Source organism: Amphibacillus sp. Q70 (assembly GCF_052055485.1).
GTDB lineage: Bacteria > Bacillota > Bacilli > Bacillales > Amphibacillaceae > Amphibacillus.
The window spans coordinates 1,204,961-1,229,033 of record NZ_CP197171.1; the positions used below are offsets into that span (position 1 = coordinate 1,204,961).

The following is a 24,073-nucleotide window of genomic DNA, read 5'->3' on the forward strand; positions in this document are numbered from 1 at the left end:
TAGTATGAGAAAGTAATTGATTTTGTAGTGATGAGAACATACGGTTCCACCTCTAATTAGACGTGTAAAATTTTTGTTAAAATTATTTTAACATTAAATGTTTTTATATGTAAATAATGATGATTTTAGTGGTCCTTTCTTGGTACAATAGATTTATATCTTATTATTTATTTCAATATACCAAGAAAGTAGGTGTGACTATTGCAATCATATAATAAAAAGAAATTAAGTGAACGTGATATTTGTACAAAATTTATTACACCTGCCATTCAAAACAGTGGATGGGATATACAAAGGCAAGTTAGAGAAGAATATACCTTTACAGATGGACGAGTGATCGTTAGAGGAAAATTGACTGCGAGAGGTAAGAGAAAAAGAGCTGATTATTTACTATCCTATAAGCCAAATTTACCACTTGCAATAGTAGAGGCAAAAGATAATAAGCACTCTATTGGTAGTGGACTGCAACAAGCGATTGAATATGGGAATATTTTAGATATACCTTTTGTGTATGCGTCTAATGGAGACGGATTTTTCGAACGTGACCTATTAACAGGCAAAGAACGTGAATTAACCCTTGAGCAATTTCCGACGCCTGAAGAACTATGGAACAGATATACGATTGCAAAGGGGTTGTCTAAACAACAAGAGGAGATTGTACAAGAACCCTATTATTTTGGGGAAGATAAAAAAACACCACGCTATTATCAGCGTATAGCCATTAATCGTACAGTTGAAGCTATTGCCAAAGGACAAAACCGCTTATTATTAGTGATGGCTACAGGAACAGGTAAAACATATACAGCTTTTCAAATTATTCATCGCCTGTGGAAAGTCAAGGAAATGAAAAAAGTGTTGTTTCTTGCTGATCGAAATATCTTAGTTAATCAAACAATACAAAATGATTTTAAACCTTTTGGTAATGTTATGACCAAAATTACAAATAGACATATGGATAGTTCTTATGAAGTATATCTTTCCCTATATCATCAACTATCAGGAAGTACAGACGAAATGGAAATCTTTCGAGAGTTTAGCCCAGATTTCTTTGACTTAATTGTGGTAGATGAATGTCATCGAGGCTCAGCGAAAGAAGAATCGAGATGGAGACGCATATTAGAGTACTTTTCATCCTCTACTCAACTTGGATTGACAGCTACCCCTAATGAAACAGAGGAAGTAAGTAATATTCATTATTTTGGCAAGCCGATCTATACTTATTCTCTAAAACAGGGAATTGATGATGGATTTTTAGCTCCTTATAAAGTTATTCGAATTGGATTAGACCGAGACCTCGAAGGATATAGACCCGAAAAAGGAAAAGTTGATAAACAAGGTAACATAATAGATGATCGTGAGTATAATCAAACAGATTTTGATCGTACATTAGTGATAGATGACCGGACAAAAATCATTGCCAAAAAGGTTACAGAATTTCTTAAAGAAAATGATCGATTTGCTAAGACAATTGTTTTTTGCCATGATATTGATCATGCTGAGCGAATGAGACAAGCACTTGTTAACGAAAATAGCGATATCGTTAAAGAAAATTCTCGTTATATCATGCGAATTACCGGTGACAATGAGGAAGGTAAAGCTCAACTTGATAATTTTATAGATGAAGAAAGTCTATATCCTACTATTGTCACTACTTCAAAATTAATGACAACAGGTGTGGATGCGAAAACCTGCAAGCTGATAGTATTAGATCGACACATTAATAGTATGACGGAGTTTAAGCAAATTGTTGGTCGAGGCACACGTTTAAAGCCAGAATATGGGAAAGAATACTTTACTGTAATGGATTTTCGAAATGCTTCTCGTTTATTCGCAGACCCTGATTTTGATGGTGATCCAGTGCAAGTATATGAACCAGGTGATGATGATCCTGTAACACCACCTGATAATGAAGAAGATGACATGGGTAATATTGGTGGAGAAGGCAGCAAAACTGGGAACGATTTTGGTGATGATTGGGGCGATGATGATGGAGAAGATAGTAACAACCAGCGTATGAAATATTATGTCGATGATGTACCAGTAATGGTCATTAATGAAAGAGTCCAATACTATGATCAAGATGGGAAATTAATCACAGAAAGTCTAAAAGATTATTCAAAAAAAGGTATTTTACAAGAATATCAAACTTTAGCTGAATTTATTAAAAGGTGGCATACCGAAGATAAAAAAGATGCTATTATAGAAGAATTAAAGGAGCATGGCATATTGTTGGAGGCATTAAAAGAGGAAGTAGGTAAAGACATTGATGAATTTGATCTCATTTTACATGTTGCCTTTGACGAGAAGCCACTCACACGTTCTGAACGTGCGAAAAAAGTGAAGCAGCAAGATTACTTAAATAAATATTCAGGTGTTGCAAAAAAAGTATTAGAAGCCTTGTTGGAAAAGTACCAAGATGAAGGTCGATTTGACTTCGATGATATTAAAGTCTTAAAACTTAAACCTTTTGATGAACTTGGGAATCCGATGAAGATTGCAAAAGAATTTGGTGGTAAAAAGGGTTACCAAAAAGCAGTCAAAGAATTAGAAGATAAACTTTATGCCTAAACTTAATAGATTTGTACAGCAATATAGTTGAAGGAGTATGACAAATGACAATTGAGAACATGATAAAAAGAATACAAAACATTATGAGACAAGATGCTGGAGTAGACGGGGATGCACAACGAATTTCCCAATTAGTGTGGATGCTGTTTTTAAAAGTGTATGATGCAAAAGAAGAATTTTGGGATTTTGCAGAAGATGATTTTAAATCAATCATTCCTGAAGCATATCGTTGGCGTAATTGGGCAGTTGATGAAAAGGATGGTAAAGCATTAACTGGCGATGAGTTAATGGAGTTTGTTGATACGAAATTATTTCCTGCGCTAAAAGAATTAGAAATCGACGAATTAACGGAAAAACGAAAAGCAATTGTTAAATATGTATTTGAAGATGCGAACAATTACATGAAAAGTGGTACGCTATTACGTCAGGTAATCAACATTATAGACGAAGTAGACTTTACAGAAAATGAAGACCGTTATGCCTTTAACGATATTTATGAACAAATATTAAAAGACTTACAGAGTGCTGGCTCGGCTGGTGAATTCTATACCCCAAGAGCAGTTACAGATTTTATGACCGATATTCTAAAGCCACAAGTTGGTGAAAAAATTGCTGATTTTGCTTGTGGTACTGGTGGCTTTTTAATTTCTGCATTAGATTACTTAACAGAGCAAATTAAAACACCAGAACATCAAGAAATGGTACAAAACAACTTATATGGAATCGAGAAAAAGCCATTACCTTATTTATTAGCTATTACAAATATGATTTTGCATGATATAGATGCACCAAATATTTTACATGGCAATTCTTTAACACGAAATGTACGTGACTATAAGGAAAACGAGAAAGCTGATGTTATTTTAATGAATCCTCCTTACGGTGGTGTGGAGGAAGAATCCATTAGAGTTAACTTTCCAACCGCATTGCAGTCCTCGGAAACAGCTGACTTATTTATGTCATTAATTCTTTATCGTTTAAAGAAAAATGGTAGAGTTGGTGTCGTTTTACCTAATAGCTTTTTGTTCGGCGATGACAGAGCGAAAATAAATATTAAAGAAAGACTGTTAGAAGAGTGCAATTTACATACGATTGTACGTTTGCCTGAAGGTGTGTTTTCACCTTATACATCCATAGAGACGAATTTATTATTTTTTGATAAAACTGGACCGACAAAAAATGTGTGGTATTTTGAACATCTATTGCCAGAAGGCTATGCTCGTTATTCCAAGACGAGACCTTTAAGAAAGCAAGAATTTGAAGCAGAAAAAGCATGGTGGGACAAGCGTGAAGAAACAGAATATGCTTGGAAGGTATCAATTGAGGAGATTAAAAAGCGCAATTACAACCTAAATATTAAAAATCCCCATTCCAATGATGAAGAAATAAATCAAAAGTCTGCTTTAGAGATCGTGAAAGAATTACAACAATCACAAAAAGAAGTAATTACTATCATGGAAGCCTTAGAGAAAGAATTGTCATAATGGAAAGTGGTGAGAGAATGACTGTCACAATTGAGATGATGAAACAAAAAATATTAGAGCAAGCAATGCGTGGCGAATTAGTTGAGCAAAACCCTAATGATGAGCCTGTTGAGGTTTTGTTGGAGCGGATTGAAGAAGAGAAAAAACGGTTGGTAAAAGAGAAACCGAAACCATTACCACAAATTGAAGATGATGAAATTCCTTATGAACTTCCTGAAGGGTGGAAATGGGTAAGGCTTAGGGATATAGTTGATCTATTAAATGGTAGAGCGTATAAAAAACATGAGTTATTAAATAAAGACGAAGGGAGGACCCCTGTTTTAAGAGTAGGTAATTTCTTTACTAATAATAGTTGGTATTATTCTGATTTAGACCTTCAAGATGACAAATATTGTGATAATGGAGACTTGCTTTATGCCTGGTCTGCATCATTTGGACCTAAAATTTGGAACGGAGGTAAAGTAATTTATCATTACCACATTTGGAAAGTGAATATCTTTGGGGGTGTGAGTAAACAATTTTTATACTATCTTTTCCTAAAAGATGTTAATGATATAAAAGATGTTACTACGGGTAGCACTATGGTTCATGTAACAAAAGCCAATATGGAAAAAAGGGTTTTTCCACTACCACCTTTAAATGAACAAAAATATATAGTTGAAAAAATTGAATCATTATTTGATTTATGTGAAAAATGGGAGCAGGAAGTTAGCAAACAACAGGTTTACCTTTCTACCTTACGTGAAAAAGTATTGGACGATGCGATGAAAGGGGTATTGGTGGAACGAGATCCAAATGATGAACCTGCTGAAGTACTACTAAAGCAAATTGAAGAAGAAAAACAGGAATTGATTAAAGAAAAGAAAATTAAGAAGCAAAAGCCCTTGCCACCGATTGAAGAGGATGAGATTCCTTTTGAGTTACCCAATGGCTGGAAATGGGTTCGTATAAGAGATATTACTTTAGTAAACCCACGAAACCAAATCGATGATGAGTTAGATGTGGGCTTTGTCCCTATGAAAATGATAAACGAAGGGTATTCGACAGATCACACATTTGAGATCAAAAAATGGAAAGAAGTAAAAAAAGGTTTTACACACTTTAAGGAACAAGATATTTTAGTTTCTAAGATTACACCTTGTTTTGAAAATAAAAAATCTGTTATAGTGAAGAATCTTCCAAATGACACTGGAGCGGGAACAACAGAGTTACATGTTTTAAGACCATTCCATGAGTATATTATGAAAGAATATCTCATGGTTCTTTTTAAGAGTAATACTTTTATAGAAAAAGGCGTGCAAACATTTACAGGTACAGCTGGTCAGCAGAGAATAAGTAAAGAATTCTTAGAAAATTATATCATTGGGTTGCCTCCGCTTAATGAGCAAAAGCGTATTGTTGAGAAGATTGAAAAAATATATAAATATATTCATGAATTTGAATCGCGAATACTTTTACCTAAATAATATACAATTGGCAGTTGTAAACTACTTAATTTAAGATGAGTTAAAATTGCTATTTTGTTAGAGAAAAGTATTAAAGAGAAAAAACTAATAAACTTCATGAATTGATGTTTTTTAAAGACTTAAACTTACTTCAATTTATCAATAAAGACAGTTCAAAATAAGAGCTGTCTTTATTAATTAATTTAAAAGGTAGTGATGAAAATGATATCTGATGAATTATTGAAAAGTGTATCAGAAATTTTTATTGGAGATAACGATAGTCCATTTTTTTATAAAAGTGGTCCAGTGCTTGTTGACTTTTTTAATAGGCATTTTGATTATTTAGATGTTTATCAGAGTGGATTTCCTTCACGTTGGTGGTATGTTGCTGATAAGCTCGAAGAATTTGTAGAACAAGAAAGAATCAATGACTTTTTTACTTTAATATTAAGCAAGAGATATGTTATGAAAGAATTTCAAATAAACGAAGTACAAGCGGTAGCATATGCTGAAAAATTATTAAATGTATTCAATGAACAATTGCAATATGATGAGTTTCAATTAATTCGTAAAGAGGATCGAATTTATCTAATTGACAAAAACAAAGATTTAGAAGAAATAGGAGAAGGTGGTTTCGCAAAAGTATATTTTCGTAACAGTGACTGTAAAGTGATTAAAAAGTTGAAAGATCAATATATTGCAAATCAATCTGTATGCAGTCGATTTAAAAGAGAATATGATATAACTAATTCAATACAAGATGTTGAAGGAGTTATTAAATTATTTAATTTTGATGATACTAAAATGGAATATGTGATGGAAAAAGCAGATAATATTTTATCTGATTATATTGAAAAAAACGAAATAACAAGGAGTTTTAAGTTTGAACTAATCGAAAAACTATTAGAAATAATGAAAGCCATACATGGAAGAAATATTATTCATAGAGATTTAAGTCCGACTAATATTTTATTTGTAGACAATCGTATGAAAATTGCAGATTTTGGATTAGGGAAAAATTATGAAGTAATTCATTCACACAGAACACTGGATACTAATGCGTTAGGTCAATACGATTATTGTGCTCCTGAACAAAGGAATTCATTAAAAGATGGTGATAAACGTAGCGATGTATATGCAATTGGTAGGATAATAAATTTTATTTTAAATGGTAGTCCAAGTAACGGGCGACATGAATTAAGCCAATTAGTAAATAAGGCAACAAGTCTGGAATCTGAGAATAGATTTAATTCAGCTGTTGAAATGTATTCAACTTTTTTGAAGATAAAGGAAATTGCAAACAAACGAAATCTTAAAGAAATAGCATATGAATATATTCAAAAAAAAGAATTAAGTATGGAAGTAATACAATTTATAGATAGTCTTTCTGGAGTCGAAATTTGTTCAGAAATAGTATCCAATTCCCTTTTTAAGGAGATTGCAATAGAGTACATGGAGCATAGTACCAATAATGAGATACGTATAATTAATGATATAGATAATAATTTTAGAGATGTATGTTATACTTTTGAATCAAATGACCCAATCGCACTATTTGCAACAATGGTACTTGAAAATACGAATTTTACATTTTTAACAATGGAAAAAGCAGCACAAATTCTTTCTTATATTGCGTATTCAGTTAATAGATTCAATGCTCAAAGGATTATTGAGAAAGTGATACGAAAAGGAATTGATCCGTTATTGGAGGAAATATTACGTTAGTGAAAATCTATTATTGAGACTTATAGTAACCAAAATATCAAAAGTATTAGTATTTTATAAAGTTGCTACAAAAGTTCACAAAGGAGCCTTATAAAATGGCGTATGAAGATAAAAAAGTATTTAATATTTATTATATAAATTTTTCAAAAGTCTACGAAATTTCAATGATGCTAAATAATGTCGTTATATCATCCATTCAAAAAGAAAATAGCTCATCATCTGAGAATACAAATTCCATTACTGCAAACACCTCCGCTTCAACAGCATTAAGTAATTTAGCATCTATAAAAAGTTATATGGGTACACAACTAACAGAAAAAAAGACAGATACTTCAAAAATGATAGAATCCCTTGATGTTAAAACAACTAAGTCAATCTTGTTAAGAGAAATAGATAAAAAAAGCAAAATAGTAGATAAATTTACGAAATGTTGTGAAGGGGACTTAGTTAAAATTGACAATGTAGTTTTAAATATATTGAACGAAGAGAACTTAAGAGAGTTAAAATTATTTAGAAGCAATGCACTCAAGGACTTTCGTGTAGAGGGAGTAGATGTTAATAATTTAATTACTTCAATGTTAAAAGACTATTCATATCTACTATATGGTCAATTACCTGAGTCTTCTGAAAGGGTTGTAATTAAAATCCCAATGGAATTAGAGAATGAATTTGAAAGCAATTATAATATTGACGATATTACTATAGGAAGAGTTTCTATAATTGGAGTTTATAAGGGTACTGTAAAAGAAGAAAAAGTCAATACCAATACTTTTAATTATTTATATGACATAGGGCAAAAGCAAGAGTCACAGAAATTAGGTAATCAGTCCGAAAAGATAATTTCAAGTGCATATCAAGAACAAGGTATTCAATCTAAAACTGCTTTTCAGGATAGTGAGTATAAGTTTATTGATATAATTGCTATAGTACAGAATGTGAATCTTAATGAAGAAATAGAATTGTGACTGCTAAACTAGAGTAGACAGTTTTTGCTAGATAAAAAGACACACTTATTTACACAAAAATATTAATAATAAGAACTTCCATTGTACAATGTTTATATCAAAACATACAGAACAGTGGAGGACGTAAAGGTGGATAAGTGGGAAATGTATATGGAAATACATCAATTAATTAAAAAGGGTTTTAGTAAGACAAAGGTAGCTGAAAAACTAGGAATCTCAAGATCAACCGTTCATCGTTATCTAAAAAAGAATCCTTCGGATATGTCTAAGTGGGTTGATTCCATTCAAACCAGAAGTAAGAAATTAGATCCTTATAAAGAACTAATTTTATCCTGGCTAAGAGAACATCCAGATATGTCTGCGGCACAAGTAGAAGATTGGCTAAAAGAAAGATACGAAGATTTAGAAGTAGGTGAAAGTACGGTTCGCTCCTATGTTAGAGAACTTCGAGAGGAATATAAAATAAGAAAGGAAACTTCACCACGAATTTATGAGGCTATTCTCGATTCACCTATGGGTGAGCAAATACAAGTTGATTTTGGTCATACGAAACAGAAGGCAGCAGACAGTAAGGAAGTAAAATTAAACTTTATAGCATTTGTACTATCTAATTCTAGATATAAATATATGGAATGGTTGGATAGGCCATTTACTACCCAAGATGTCATTAAAGCACATGAAAATGCATTTAAGTGGTATGGAGGAATTCCAGGTGAATTGGTATATGACCAAGATAGTTTAATCGTTGTCAGTGAGAATGGTGGGGATTTAATTTTAACACAAGAGTTCCAACAATATAAAGAATCTAGGAATCTAAACCTTCGTGTTTGCCGCAAGGCGGATCCAGAGAGCAAAGGAAAAATTGAAAATGTAGTTGGATTTATTAAACATAATTTCGCTAAACATCGAGTTTTTCATAACATTGATTCTTGGAATGAACAAGGGTGGGAATGGCTTCATAGAACTGGAAACTATAAAATTCACCATACAACAAAAAAGAGACCGGTCGAAGTATTTTCCCTGGAAAGACAACACTTAAGACCAGTCACCAAAAATATAGATATAAAATATAACTATGAAAATAGTATATCAAGATGTGTCCATAAGGACAATACCATTCGATATTTATCTAACCGTTATACTCTACCATTGGGGACGTTTGGCAAGTACGAAACGGTCTGCATTAAGGAAACGGAGGAAAGAGAATTAATCATTTATAGCCCTGAAACAGGTGAAATCATAGCAAAGCATACGATCCCTGACGAGAAAGGGTTATTGATTAAAGATAGAAAACATAGCCGTGATAGAACAAAGGGTATTGATGCATTTATGAATACAGTTGCCGAGCATTTTAATGACAGTGAGATGGCTTATGATTATCTACAAGCAGTAAAAGGGAAGTACCCTCGATATATTAGGGATCAACTCCAAATGATAATAAAAGAGACAAAAACAAATAACAAAGAAATTCTATCAACAGCATTGAAAGAGTGTATAAAGAGGAATCTTTATGGTGCCACAGATTTTAGCGATGTCGTTGCCTATTTAAAACGACATCGACAAATGGAAGATACACCAAATGATACCGCTAAGAATGTAACACGAGTAAAAGGAGTTTCAGCTTGGGTTATGGAAACAGAAGCTCAAAAACGAGAAGTGAATGCCTATACTGCCATATTGGAAGGTGATCCAGTATGAGCCAGTTAAATCAATTACAAGAATTGATGAGAACTCTACGTTTAACAGAAACAGCAAATCACCTTCCTGCATTAATTAGAGAGGCTGAGCAAAAGGATTCCTCCTTTACTCAGTTCCTCCTAGATGTAGTAAAATATGAACAAACTCGCAGAGAAGAAAAGCAGTTAGAAAAACGATTTAAATGGGCTACATTTCCGTTCCAAAAGACATTAGAGGAATTCAATATAAAAGAACAGAAATCATTAAGCAATAAACATTTGAATAGGTTGAAGGATTTAACTTGGATAGAACAGTTACACAATATCATTCTATTAGGACCACCAGGTAGTGGGAAAACTCACATATCAATTGGATTAGGAATCGAAGCGTTAAACCAAGGTTACAAGGTTATCTTTACTACGATGGGAGACCTTATTCATGTATTAAAAACGGAAGAAATTACTCGAAAATCACAGACGAGAATGAAAAGAATAAGAGATGCAGACTTAGTTATTATTGATGATTTGATGTTTATGGCGATGGATTCACAGGAAGCTAATATGTTCTTCCACTTGATTAATGATTTATACAATCAATCATCCATCATTTTAACTTCAAATAAAGCACCTAAAGAGTGGGGAGAGCTATTAGGTGACCAAGCAATTACAACAGCTATATTAGATAGAATTCTACACCGAGTTGAAATCATTCATCTAAATGAAGATAGTTATCGAATGAAACATAGATCGACCATATTTGGGCAAGAAAGTGTTTCAAATTAATGAGCATAAATTGTGTCTTTTTACTTGACGGTCACAAGAATCCGAACCTATTAAAATTCCTTGGTATAGAAAAATTATAAATTGGTTGAAAAAAAGAGGTAACTGATATGCAGAGGTTTATTTTATATACTTATAAAAATAGATTTGAATTTGAGAGTTTTTACAAAGATAAAGAAAGTGAAGGATATAGTATTAATCCATTTATATTTCAGGAAACGAGAGAGTTACTTGAAGAAAATCCTGATACTATTATAGATATATCGAATTTAATACAATATTTATTTGTACAAACTGGGGATATAATGGCAGGATATAATAATTTAATAAATGCAAGTGAAGATACAATTTTTATTATAAAAGAATCATTATCACAAGAGGCATTAGAAGTTTTTAATGTGTACTTTATTGAAAAAGAACCATTATACCCTGATACTATCATTGAAGAACGAGAAATAGCGGAACAAACTTCAAAAATTATCCCTTTCAATAGATTAATTTTATATTCTTATAAAAATTCAGATGAATTAGATAAGATAGTTGAAACGTTAAATCAAAGTGAGACTCCTTTGATTAGTTTTAGTCAAATAAAAGATGCTTTTATAGAAAATTTCAAAGAAGTCGTCGGTGCTGGAAAAGAAGTTTTTGTCGATATAACATCTCTTGTTTCTGCAACAACAGATAATGCAAATCTTATTTATTATGCAGAAAAAATATTCATCGAAAATCCTTACTTTAAGATATTTGTACATATTGATCAAGTAGAAGCAACTTTAGAAAAATTCAAATTAGTATTTAAAAAAGTACAACCTATTCAAAAATTACTTTCATTTGAGAATTACTCAGAAGAATTGGATGATGAAAAAACGATTAGAATTGTAGATTTACCAAACGATAAAGTTAAAAAGTTGATAGAAGATATTAATGAGAACCTATTTGGTCATAAAAAATTTAAAGATCAATTACCAGATGTAATACGAAATTTTCTATTCTTAAATCGATTAAAGGAAAAGAAGATTTTATCACTCTTTTTATTAGGAAATACCGGGTTAGGAAAAACGGAATTTGCTGCTTTGTTGAAGAATCAAATTAATCCAAATACTTCATTGGTGAAAATTAACTTTGGTAATTATAGTAGTCAAGATGCACTAAATAGTCTTATTGGCAGTCCTCGAGGATTTATAGGATCTGAAGAGGGCGAATTAAGTAAAAAAATAATGAAGAGTAGAGCTGGAATAATTTTATGCGATGAATTTGAAAAAGCTAATAAACAGATATTCAATTTTTTTCTTGAGCTATTGGAAGATGGAGTTTTTACTGATTCCTTATCAAATGAACATAACGTTGATGGCTATATTATAATATTTACATCTAACTTAGATAAAGAACGGTTTTACAGGGAGATTCCTCCTGAGTTCCAATCACGTTTAGATTTGGTTTGTGAATTTAGTTCCTTAAATGATAAGGAAAAAAGTGAATACATTGATTATTTTGTTTCTGACTTAATATATAAAATAAATCACGAACCATCGTTAGAAGATATAGACCTTTCACCTCAGGAAATTCAACAACTAAAAGATATAAATTTATATGATATTAAAAATATTAGAGACATAAAGAGAGAGGTAGTAGATAGACTTTTGAAAAAATATTATTGATTAGAATTTCCAAGTAAATAAAGGTGTAAGAACAAATTTTAAAGGAAGGGCTAATAATGTGTGAAGACAAAAATAAAGAAAAAATGATAATTGAACAGGAATTAGATGAGGAAGCATTGGAATTCATATTTAGACTTTATAGTAACACCTTTAAAGAGTTAGCTGAACGATAATTGTATTGATTATTGCAGATGAAATGAGCCACTTATGCATAGTTTTGAGCCGCTCGTTGCGGAAAATAGAGCCACCATTTGCAGAGATGAGAGCCACTAATGGTAAGATTTCTCTTTAAAGAAGAGATCCATAGCCACAGCGGAAGCTGCTTGCCATTGACTGTAACGCCCGATTCTTTGTATTTGGTGGAAGGGGTCGGGGCCCCGCCAGCAAATGCTTAGAATCGGTTTGTCCGTGTTATCATATTTGAGCAGGTGTGCCTATTTGGCATTATTTATGACAGACCTGCGATTTATTCACTCAACACGGACAAAAGTTAAGTCAATGGTGGCGGACAATAGTATTTACGCTATTTATGGCAGAAAAATAATTATGGCTCTCCTTACCGCAGTTAATGGCTCAAACATCCGCATTCGGTGGCTCAAAAGTCCGCACTGCTGGCTCAAACTGTCCGCAATACTCATGTATGATGAATCTTGTGGAGATGTACTCAGATAATCAAGGGTTCCATTGTAGGAATAACCAGATTTAATTGATATTCAATTTGTTTTTAAGTTAAATATTGTTCGCTAAACTATTTTACGCAAATTGTACGCATACAAATTATAAACCCTTGAGATATCAGTACTTAGACACCATTATCGACCCCGACCACCAGTATCCAAGTAGCCACATAGGAAAATCAAGAACATGAATTCATGGGAGTTAGTTTGTGGATGATAATAGATTAATTAATAATAGCATTGGTAAATGGTTTACCAATGCTATTTTTTTGCCTCTCAAATAACCACGGTGAACCGTACCATAAATAGTGGTAAAGCAAAGGGTAGAAATTGAATTGAGTAAAACTGTAATAGAAAAGTAAAAATAGTGAATTCTAAACGCCTTTAGATTCTTCCATAAATGTAGGACCTTTTCCTTTTGTATTAAGTTTGGGGGAATAAACGTTCCTGTTTTATTAAATTTCATATGTTTAGATGTTATAATACTCAATAGAAGAAAACGTAATAAGTGTCCAATAAATTTTATAAAAAAGGAGCGAATTTGAATGGAAAACAAAACAGACATCCTAATCTATCAAACAGAGAACGGAGATACAAAAATTGATGTTAAATTAGAAGATGAAACAGTTTGGATGACTCAAAAGGCTATAGCAGAATTATATCAATCGACTAAGCAGAATATAAGCCTTCATATTAAAAATATATTTGAAGAAGAGGAATTAGATGAGAATGCAGTTGTCAAGTAATACTTGACAACTGCAAAAGATGGTAAGAATTATAAAACTAAACATTACAACCTCGAAATGTTTCTAGCAATTGGCTATCGTGTTCATTCACACCGTGGTACACAGTTTCGCCAATGGGCAACAGAACACCTAAGTGAATACTTAGTCAAAGGTTTTACAATGGATGATGAGCGATTGAAGGAAATTCGTAATATTGGCTCAGATTACTTCGATGAATTACTGGAACGTATTCGTGATATTCGTGCATCTGAAAGGCGATTTTATCAAAAAATTACAGATATTTATGCGACATCTATTGATTACATCCCAAGTACACCAGTAGCGAAAGAGTTCTTTGCAACGGTTCAAAATAAACTTCATTTTGCAATTCATGGCCATACAGCTTCGGAACTCATTAAGAAAAGGTCAGATGCTACAAAGCCTAACATGGGATTGACTAGTTGGAAAGGTGATAAGGTGCGTAAACAAGATGTTTCTGTAGCAAAAACTATTTGACACAAGAAGAACTTGGAGATTTAAACCGTATCGTAACAATGTATTTAGATTATGCGGAAAATCAGGCTAGAAGGAAAAAAACGATGTATATGAAAAACTGGGGAGAGAAATTAGATGCTTTTTTAGCATTCAATGAGCATGAAATATTAACAAGCGCAGGGAAAATAAAGGCTAAAGTAGTGGAGCAATTTGCAAATGAACAATATGAAGCCTTTCATCAACAGCGATTAGAAAACCTACCGAAAGATAATTTTGATAAGTTTATAGAGCAGGAAAGGTTGAAATAAAATATCCACGGAAACTTAGTCAAAGCTTATAAATTTGCGTTAAAAATAGGGACATTACAATACAAACATATAGAACCATTAATAAGTCAGAGCTCCTCACAAGATTATTGAAGAGGAGCTCTAAGTGTTTTATTTTACCCTATAAAGGCAGTATGGTACGATAATTGAGCCTCTAACGACTGAAGTTATGAATGTTCTTGGATAGATAATAAATGGTCATCATTCTAGAGGTGCAGTCTTAATTCTAATTGTGATAGACTAATTGAGAGAATGATCGAAAAGGAGAACAAGAAAAATAATGCGTGTTTTTCAAGATTTAAAAAAATATAAAGGATTACTTGCTCTCGTATTTTTCCTCACGTTAGGAAATACGATTGGCGAACTATATTTACCCCGCTTACTTTCCTTAATCGTAGATAACGGGATAGCGGTAGAAAACGTTCAATATGTACTCAGAATCGGTGGAATCATGTTGATTGTGACATTATTGACGATTTTCGTGCGTGGATCAGCTTCTTTTTTCTCTGCAAAAGCTGCCATGTCTTATTCACGCGATCTACGTAAACGGATTTTTAATAAAGTCAATCACATGACCTTTGATGAAACAGAGACTTTAGGGATTTCATCTCTGATTACTCGGACGACGAACGATGTGGGGCATATTGAACAATTTGTCCTGCTTATGATGCGTCCACTCTTACGGGCACCCCTCCAATTTGTTGGAGGATTAGCCATGGCTTATTTAACTCATCGGCGTTTAACAGCGATTGTGCTGATTAGTATGCCGATTATCTTTGTTCTTATTTACTTTGTTATTAGAGTCGTTATTCCCTATTTTCCTAAGCTGCAAAAATCCTTAGATCGAGTTAACCTGTTGTTGCGTCAACGGTTAACAGGATTAAAAGTTATTCGTGCTTTTTATAGAGATGAAGAAGAAGAAGCAATTTTTGAAGAGGCAAATGATGACTACTACCAATTATCCATGCGTATTAATAATACGATGAGCACTGTACAACCATTATTAACCTTTGTTGTTGGTGTGACAACAGTGATTGCCGTTTATTTTGGGGCGCAGTTTATTATCGATGGGACAATGCATATTGGGGAATTAATGGCGTTTATTCAGTATACTGCGCAAGTGATGACAGGTTTAGTGATGATTTCACGTATGTTGACCATTATTCCTCGCACGTCTACATCGATTTCACGTGTACAAGAAGTCATCGATTATCCCTCTCGAAAAATGGGTGGAATAAAAAGGTTAACTGAAGCGATGCATACGATTGAAGCAAAAGATCTAACGTTTTATTATCCAGAAGCCAATTTACCTGCTTTGTCCAAAATTAATTTTTCATTAAAAACAGGAGAAGTACTCGGAATTATTGGGGGTACGGGTTCCGGAAAATCAACTTTCCTCAAATTGCTCATGCAATTCTATGAACCAACAGAAGGAGAGTTGCTTATTAATGGTGAACGAATAAACGAGCTTAACACCGATGATGTACGCCATCAGATGAGTTATGTACCGCAACAGAACTTCTTTTTCTCTGAATCGGTGCGTGGCAATATGCAGTACAGTAATCCCCACATATCTGATGAGAAAATTCTAAAAGATTTAACTGCTGCTCAAGCACGTGAATTTTTACCAGCAGATGAGCCGTTGGATGCAAAAGTGGTTCGCGGGGGCGCGAATTTCTCTGGTGGACAAAGACAACGGCTTGCTATTACAAGAGCATTAGCTCGTGACGTCAATGTCTATATTTTTGATGATTCATTTTCTGCATTAGATTACCGAACAGATTATGAGATCAGGCAAGCACTTGAAGACCGTTTAGAAGGTGTGATGACGATCATCGTAGCTCAGCGTGTAGCAACGATACGTCATGCTGATAAGATTCTTGTTTTAGAAGACGGAAAAGTCCAAGGTTACGGGAGTCATGCCGATTTATTGGCAAATAACCCCGTCTATCATGAAATTGCAATGTCACAAGGAGAAGAGGGGGTGGGTACATGATGGACCAAAAGCAAAAAGAAGAAGGGACGTTAAAACGATTAGCTAACTATTTGGCTAACTATAAACTCACCTTAATTATCTCACTCGTATTTACCGTCATTGTCACAATCATTCAAGTATTTACACCTGTTGTTTTAGGTCGTATTCTCAATCATTTGCAAATCGCATTCCGAGATAATATTGCCGTGGATCTTCGATGGATCCTAAATATTATTTTGCTTTTAATCGGGATGTATATCGTTTTAGCAGTGGCGGATATTATTAAAGAGCGTACGCTCGTGTATTTATCTCAACGATTGATCAAAGACATGCGTACAGAAGTGTCTGAAAAAATTAAAAAAGTCCCACTCAAATATTTTGACAATCAGTTGACAGGTGATTTGATTAGCCGTGTGACGAATGATATTGACAAAATTGGTAGTAACATTCAGATCAGTGTCAGTCAAATTTTTGGAAGTCTAATGTTAGTGACCGGAATTTTAATAATGATGACTAATATCAGCTGGATATTGTCAATTGCTTTCTTACTAACGGTACCTTTGAGTTTCTTAGCGACACGCTTTATTACGAGTCGTTCCCGTCATTTTTTCCAAGAAAAATCAAGGGGCTTAGGAAGTATGGTTGGCTTCGTAGAGGAAAATTTCACTGGAACTGACTTAATTAAAGCCTTTAGTTATGAAGAGCAATCAGATGAAGACTTCAGAAATATTAATAACAATCTTTACGAAGTTTCTTGGCGGGCGAGTTTCATGGCAGGGATACTTCTACCTGCCATGACCTTCATCGGTAACCTTGCTTATGTAACCATTGCCATTGTCGGGAGTTTCCTTGTTATATCGGGAAGCATCCTGATTGGGGATGTGCTTGCTTTTATCCAATACTCTCAAAATATAAGGCGTCCAATTGAAGTTATTGCAGAAATGGCTAATCAACTCCAAGAAACATTGGCTTCAGCAGAGCGCGTTTTTAAGTTTCTTGATGCACCAGAGGAAACAGAAAATGATGTCAATCAGTTGATGGTCCCGATTCAATCGATTGAATTTGATAGGGTCAACTTTGCTTATGAAAAAAGTAAGCCGGTTATTAAAAACCTCAATCTAAAGGTTAGACGAAATGAAACGGTAGCGATTGTCGGTCATACCGGGGCAGGAAAATCGACGATTATCAATTTATTGATGCGCTTCTATGATGTATCATCGGGCCAGATATTGATTAATGACACCGATATTCGCACAGTATCAAGGGAGAATCTCCGCTCCTTTTTCGGTATGGTTTTGCAAGATACCTGGCTTATTCAAGGGTCAATTTATGATAACATTCGCTTCGGTAACCTTGATGCATCTAAAGAAGAGGTGATTGAAGCAGCTAAACAAGCCTATGCCCATCACTTCATTTCTTCACTTCCGAATGGATATGAGGCTCAAATAAATGAAGAAGGGAACAATTTGTCTCAAGGTCAGCGCCAATTAATTACAATTGCCCGTGCCTTTGTCAGTGACCCTGATATTTTAATTTTAGATGAAGCGACCTCCTCTGTCGATACACGTACGGAACGAATGATTCAAAGTGCTATGAGTAATTTGATGGATGGTCGTACCAACTTTGTGATTGCCCACCGACTATCAACCATCGTTGATGCGGACGTCATTTTAGTGATGGACAAGGGACATATCGTTGAACAGGGAAGTCATGATGAATTGCTCAAACAGAACGGAACCTATGCGGATTTATATCAAAGTCAGTTTATGGTTTAAAACAATCAGTCGGTTAAGGAGAGTAACACTTTGAAAATAAAGAATGATTTTTTGCGTGTAATGTTTCACTAAACGTTATGATTTTTTCTCTATGTTAAACCCATATAGTCAAATCAAAGTTAGAGTAAAATGTTTGTGGGAGTAAATATTCCCTGTCATGGGTGTTAAAGTCTAACGACTTTAACACCCATGACAGGGGCACCAAGCGAAAGCGCGGTAGTAGACAAGTCATTTGACGTGAAAAAGAGGACCTTATTCTATATAGTTAAGTTTACGACAACAAAAACTATAGAAAGAGGTCCTCATATGAAAGATATCATATCTAGTCTCACAATGAAAGAGCTAGAAGAAATAACTTACCGTGCCTTACAAGAAAGTTTTTCTCAGGTGATGGCAAAAACCCTTCAAGATTTAGATCAGGCAATTGCTTTAGGAAGAGATAAACATAGATTTTACTTAAAAGATAAGCGAACGCTATCGTTTGAATCTGTTTTTGGCCAAGTGGAGCTAAAGAGGAATTATTATCAAGACAAGGTGACAGGGAAATATGTGTACTTATTAGATCAATATTTAGCTTTTGATGGGACAAAAGGAGTGAGTCCAGTCGTGCAAGATTTGGCGATTGAATTGGCTGTAACCGGCGTTTCTTATCGGCAGGCTGGGAAGGCAATGGAAAAGCTTTTGGGGTATCCTGTCATCAGTCATGAAGGGATCCGTCAACAGCTTTTGCATACGGAAGTGGTTCCAGAAGAGTCTGTCCCCCTTGAACAAGATGTTTTATTCGTAGAAGTGGATGGCTTAAATACGAAAAGCCAAGAAAAAGGGAAAAAAGGAAGAGAGCTAAAAATAGCGAGTGTCCATCAGGGATGGGCGATGAATGGTAAACGAGCGAAACTCATTGAGAAACGTCATTTTATTCATGAAGGCAAATGTCCATTTTGGGAGGAATTTGAGTCTTATCTTATGAGTACTTATGAATACGATCCAACGAGACAGCACCTCGTTATTAATGGAGATGGAGCGAATTGGATCACGTCTTGTCGAGATTATTTCCAGAAGAACGCTACTTTTGTCATTGATCGTTTTCATGTCGCCCGTGATGTACGCCTGATCTTTCGAGGGCATCCAAGATTCCGTTCGATCCAAAAGAAGCTAGCAGCCTATGATTGGGAAGGGTTTATGGTGGAATTAAATAGTGCCGTGGGGACGCTTGAAAATGAAAAGAAGGAAGAAGAGTTGGAAGCCTTAATCGCTCAGCTCTCAAAATATCCAAAGGCCCTCGGAGATTACCGTAAAAAATTAGAGAAAAAAGGGATAGATACAACCAGTTTTCGCCCAATGGGGAGTGCAGAAGGAACCATGAGTGTGTTTGCCAGACGACTCAATCACGGTCGTAGCTGGAGTGATAGAGGGCTTGATCGATTCGTCGATGTCATGGTGGCTCTAAAAGACAACCTAGAAATTAAAACGTTACAGGGCATTCTTGAGCAAACACAAGCACTCACAGAAGCATCCAAAACTGAAAAGCCACCTAAACACTTCGTTGAGAAGCTAAAAAACAGTGCAACAGAAGCCACTCGAAATAACTTAGGTTATTTAAAACAAGCGATTGGAGCACCTATCACAGAAGCTTTGAAAGGTTTAAGAGGCATTTAAAAAATAAAAATAGATTTTCTTTTTAAAGGAATACAGGAGTGACAACGCTGCCAAATCATAAGCTAAAAACAATATAAAATAAGGGACATAAAAAAACTCCCACAAATACTTGACACAATCCAAATCAACAGCTATGAAGAGTAAAAATTTTTCGAGATAAATTCAATGATATACCTCCCAAAAATATGCTGATTAAGTAATAACAACATGGTAGAATTACTATAATATCAGCATATACAGGAGGTTTTTAATCGTGATAACGAGAAAAGAAAAACGAGAAGCAGAAAAGGATAAAAAGTATTTTTTCGAGTTCATGAAAATCCAGAATCATTTTTGTAAGGATTTAAATAAGAAATTAAAACAAGTCAAAGATCCAAGGCATCCAAGCTATATTACGTATCACCCAGATGTTATTTTAATGATGGTTATGATGAAAAATGCAGCGAGTCTAGAGTCGATGCGGGAAATGACAGATGCATTTAATGCAGATAACTGTATAGAAAATCTATCAAAACTGCTGGGAATAGAAAGCCTGAAAGAGTTACCACACTATGATACGGTGAACGATTTCCTGTCGCGCTTAGATATGAAGGAACTTGAAAACATTCGGACTTACATGGTGAAAGAACTCCTCCATAAGAAGTGCTTTTATGATTATCGGATAGACGGTAAATATTGGGGAATCGTCATAGATGGAACCGGACTGTTCACCTTTCGAGAAAAGCATTGTGAGCATTGCTTGAAACGGACATATAAGAACGAAGAAACCGGAGAAAATAAGACGATATATATGCATCATGTTTTGGAAGCAAAGCTCGTAGTTGGAGACATGGTTTTCAGTATAGCATCCGAATTTATTGAGAACGAATCAGAAGATGTAGACAAACAAGATTGTGAACGAAATGCTTTTTACCGGATGGCGAAGAAGCTAAAAAACACATTTAAACGGCTGCCAATTTGTATGATCGCAGACAGCCTATATGCATGTGAAAACGTCTTTCAGCTATGCGACATAAATAAATGGAAGTACTTGATCAGGTTCAAAGAAGGAAGCATTCCATCAGTCATGAGAGAATTTCAGAATCTGAAAGTATGGAAAGACAGCCCTACTTATGAAGGGATTTCATGGGTGAATGGCATATCTTACAACGAACGAACGGTGAATGTATTAGAATTTGCGGAAGAAAAGGAGAAGGAGAAAAAAACATTTACGTATATGACCAATATCAACGTAGAAAAGAAAAACGCAAAGGGGCTCATTAACGGAGGCAGAAGCCGTTGGAAAATTGAAAATGAAGGATTCAATACACAAAAGAATATTCGCTACTACATTCAACACGCGAACAGTCATGAGTATCAAGCGATGAAGAATCACTATCTTCTAACACAAATAACCGACATACTGGTTCAACTTTTTGAGAAGGGTTCAAAAATCATGAAGACAGACAAGAAAAGGATAAAGAAAAAGGCCTCTAATCTGTTAAGAGCATTCCAGACTCAAACAATAACAGAAGAGGACCTCATAGACCTAGAGAAACCTATTCAAGTAAGGTTTACCTAGTAATTAAATTATAGCAAAGGTTGTGATAAGAAAAAAGTTAAAAATGAGTTATCCACAAAAAATAGCTAAATAACAGGAATTCTGTTCGTTTAGCTTCAAAAAACATGAATACCAATTGGAAAAATATAACAAATGTGGATAAGTTGATTTTCCAATTTACCTCAGGTTATTGATAGATTTACTCTTCATAGCTGCCAAATCAAAGTTAGAGTAAAATGTTTGTGGGAGTAAATTTTCCCTGTCATGGGTGTTAAAGTCGTTAGACTTTAACACCCATGACAGGGGCACCAAGCGAAAGCGCGGTAGTAGATAAGTCGTTTGAGATGAAAAAGAGGACCTTATTTTATATAGTTAAGTTTACGACAAACAAAAACTATAGAAAGAGGTCCTCATATGAAAGATATCATATCTCAGCTGACAATGAAAGAGTTAGAAGAAATAATATACCGTACCTTACAAGAAAGTTTTTCACAGATGATGTCAAAAATCCTTCAGGAGTTTGATCAGGCGATTGCTTTAGGAAGAGACAAACAAAGATTTTACTTAAAAGATAAACGTACGTTATCGTTTGAATCTGTTTTTGGACAAGTCGAGCTGAAGAGAAATTATTACCAAGATAAAGTAACAGGGAAATATGTGTACTTATTAGATCAATATTTAGCCTTTGATGGAACAAAAGGAATGAGTCCAGTCGTGCAAGATTTGGCGATTGAACTAGCTGTCACAGGTGCTTCCTATCGACAAGCTGGAAAGGTACTCGAAAGGTTCTTAGGGTATCCTGTCATCAGCCATGAAGGCATCCGTCAACAGCTTTTGAATACGGAAGTGATTCCAGAATCATCTATTCCCCTTAAACAGGATGTTTTATTCGTTGAAGTGGATGGCTTAAATACAAAGAGCCAAGAGAAAGGGAAAAAAGGAAGAGAACTTAAAATAGCAAGTACCCATCAAGGATGGGAGATGAATGGCAAGCGAGCGAAACTCATCGAGAAACGTCATTTTATTCATGAAGGCAACGGTCCATTTTGGGAAGCGTTTGAGACCTATCTGATGACCACTTATGAATATGACCCAACGCGACACCATCTCGTCATCAATGGAGATGGAGCGAATTGGATCACGTCTTGTCGAGACTATTTCCAGAAGAACGCTACTTTTGTCATTGATCGTTTTCATGTCGCTCGTGATGTCCGCCTGATCTTTCGAGGGCATCCAAGATCCCGTTCGATCCAAAAGAAGCTAGCTGTTTATGATTGGGAAGGGTTTATGGTGGAATTAAATAGTGCAGTGGGGACACTGGAAAATGAAAAGAAGGAAGAAGAGTTGGAAGCCTTAATCGCTCAGCTCTCAAAGTATCCGAAGGCACTCGGAGATTACCGTAAAAAATTAGAGAGAAAAGGGATAGATATAACCGGTTTTCGCCCAATGGGTAGTGCAGAAGGAACCATGAGTGTGTTTGCGAGAAGACTCAACCACGGTCGTAGCTGGAGTGATCGAGGGCTTGATAAATTCGTCGATGTCATGGTGGCTCTAAAAGACAATTTAGAGATTAAAACGTTACATGGAATCCTTGAGCAAACGCAGGCATTCACTGAAGAGCCCAAAGCTGAAAAGCCACCTAAACACTTCGTTGAGAAGCTGAAAAACAGTGCGACAGAAGCCACTCGTCAGAATTTAGGTTATTTGAAACAAGCAATGGGGGCTCCTATTACAGAAGCTCTGAAAGGTTTAAGAGGATTTTAAAAAGTTAAAATAGCTTTTCTTTTAAAGGAATACAGGAGTGACAACGCTGCCAAATCATAGGCTAAAAACAATATAAAATAAGGGACATAAAAAAACTCCCACAAATACTTGACACAATCAAATCAAACCTGAACTTGACAAACCTAGCACTATCATTCATAATAACTAATTAGCCTCGCATTAAAAATTTGCAAGCGTAAAACGTCTGGCATCTGCCAAATGTTTTTCAAAAGATTTTGAAACGGAACGCAAGATTAATAAATAAAAGCACAGCTAGAAATGTGTTTAATGAGCAAGACTTATTCACACTGGATCGACTAAGGAGTCGTAAGGATATAAGAGAGGTAGGGCTTATATCGTTTAGGTTAAAAACATTCCAGGTGGAGATATCGCGGCAATTTGATAAATAGAATGTGATATTACAAAATCACAACTTTTAAAAAATGATTTTACCTTGCAAGTAACAGGGACACTTCTTAATTGGAGTGTCCCTTTCCAATTGCTTAACACATTAGCGGTTCCTCATATGGTTTCATTGATTCGCCTACAACAATCCCATTATCTTTCTCAAATATCTCCTCAGGTTTTTCAATCTCTGAATTAAAATAGTATTCTCAAGCTTAATGGTGATATATGGTGCAATAACCTTTCGTTAAAACTACTTGTCTACTTTTGATGTTCAACGGCCTTTTTAAATGTGAGCATTCCAGATACTGATAGCATTGATGATTATTATACCCGGCTTTTGAAGCCGATACTCTATGTTCGTCCTTTAAGCCCCTTCTGCTTTCCTAAGAAAACTGCTTTTTAGTCCATTCATGGTTTCTCCCTTATTCAAT

13 protein-coding genes and 1 pseudogene are annotated in these 24,073 nt (G+C 34.7%); all 14 read left to right on the top strand.

The window, feature by feature from the left end; all coding sequences use genetic code 11:
• The first annotated feature begins 201 nt into the window (after positions 1 to 201).
• The 14 genes and pseudogenes from hsdR to ACS127_RS05660 all read left to right on the top strand — a co-directional run bounded on the left by hsdR (position 202) and on the right by ACS127_RS05660 (position 23,234).
• Positions 202 to 2,568 (top strand): EcoAI/FtnUII family type I restriction enzme subunit R, encoded by a 2,367-nt coding sequence (gene hsdR, locus ACS127_RS05595; RefSeq protein ID WP_440897446.1) that lies wholly within the window; start codon positions 202 to 204, stop codon positions 2,566 to 2,568.
• Between the two features lie 44 nt (positions 2,569 to 2,612).
• Complete coding sequence (locus tag ACS127_RS05600) at positions 2,613 to 4,052, top strand: N-6 DNA methylase (RefSeq protein WP_440897447.1); 1,440 nt, start codon at positions 2,613 to 2,615, stop codon at positions 4,050 to 4,052.
• Positions 4,053 to 4,090: 38 nt separating this feature from the next.
• The gene (locus ACS127_RS05605; RefSeq protein ID WP_440897448.1) at positions 4,091 to 5,518 is read left to right on the top strand and encodes a restriction endonuclease subunit S; all 1,428 of its coding nucleotides are present in this window, start codon (positions 4,091 to 4,093) and stop codon (positions 5,516 to 5,518) included.
• 201 nt (positions 5,519 to 5,719) lie between these two features.
• Positions 5,720 to 7,222: a protein kinase domain-containing protein gene (locus ACS127_RS05610; protein WP_440897449.1), complete on the top strand. Its 1,503-nt coding sequence runs from the start codon at positions 5,720 to 5,722 to the stop codon at positions 7,220 to 7,222.
• A 95-nt stretch (positions 7,223 to 7,317) separates the two neighbouring features.
• A complete protein-coding gene (locus ACS127_RS05615; protein ID WP_440897450.1) occupies positions 7,318 to 8,187 on the top strand; it encodes a hypothetical protein in 870 nt (289 codons plus the stop codon).
• 129 nt (positions 8,188 to 8,316) lie between these two features.
• Positions 8,317 to 9,885 carry an IS21 family transposase gene (gene istA, locus ACS127_RS05620; protein ID WP_440898046.1) on the top strand — a complete coding sequence of 523 codons (1,569 nt, stop codon included), beginning with the start codon at positions 8,317 to 8,319 and terminating at the stop codon, positions 9,883 to 9,885.
• Positions 9,882 to 10,646: an IS21-like element helper ATPase IstB gene (gene istB / locus ACS127_RS05625; protein WP_337020333.1), complete on the top strand. Its 765-nt coding sequence runs from the start codon at positions 9,882 to 9,884 to the stop codon at positions 10,644 to 10,646. The genes istA and istB overlap by 4 nt, the downstream gene beginning before the upstream one ends.
• 107 nt (positions 10,647 to 10,753) lie before the next feature.
• A complete protein-coding gene (locus ACS127_RS05630) occupies positions 10,754 to 12,301 on the top strand; it encodes an AAA family ATPase (RefSeq protein ID WP_440897451.1) in 1,548 nt (515 codons plus the stop codon).
• A gap of 1,222 nt (positions 12,302 to 13,523) precedes the next feature.
• A pseudogene (locus ACS127_RS05635) lies at positions 13,524 to 14,506 on the top strand (virulence RhuM family protein).
• 298 nt (positions 14,507 to 14,804) lie between these two features.
• A complete protein-coding gene (locus ACS127_RS05640) occupies positions 14,805 to 16,520 on the top strand; it encodes an ABC transporter ATP-binding protein (RefSeq protein WP_440897452.1) in 1,716 nt (571 codons plus the stop codon).
• On the top strand, positions 16,520 to 18,274 hold the full coding sequence (locus ACS127_RS05645) for an ABC transporter ATP-binding protein (RefSeq protein ID WP_440897453.1): 1,755 nt from the start codon (positions 16,520 to 16,522) through the stop codon (positions 18,272 to 18,274). The genes ACS127_RS05640 and ACS127_RS05645 overlap by 1 nt, the downstream gene beginning before the upstream one ends.
• Before the next feature lie 306 nt (positions 18,275 to 18,580).
• Entirely contained in the window at positions 18,581 to 19,930 is a 1,350-nt protein-coding gene (locus ACS127_RS05650; RefSeq protein WP_440897454.1) for an ISLre2 family transposase, read from the top strand.
• A 253-nt stretch (positions 19,931 to 20,183) separates the two neighbouring features.
• Positions 20,184 to 21,491, top strand: coding sequence for a transposase family protein (locus ACS127_RS05655; RefSeq protein WP_440896019.1), 1,308 nt, complete (start codon positions 20,184 to 20,186; stop codon positions 21,489 to 21,491).
• Positions 21,492 to 21,884: 393 nt separating this feature from the next.
• Positions 21,885 to 23,234 carry an ISLre2 family transposase gene (locus ACS127_RS05660; protein ID WP_440897455.1) on the top strand — a complete coding sequence of 450 codons (1,350 nt, stop codon included), beginning with the start codon at positions 21,885 to 21,887 and terminating at the stop codon, positions 23,232 to 23,234.
• Positions 23,235 to 24,073 lie beyond the last annotated feature (839 nt).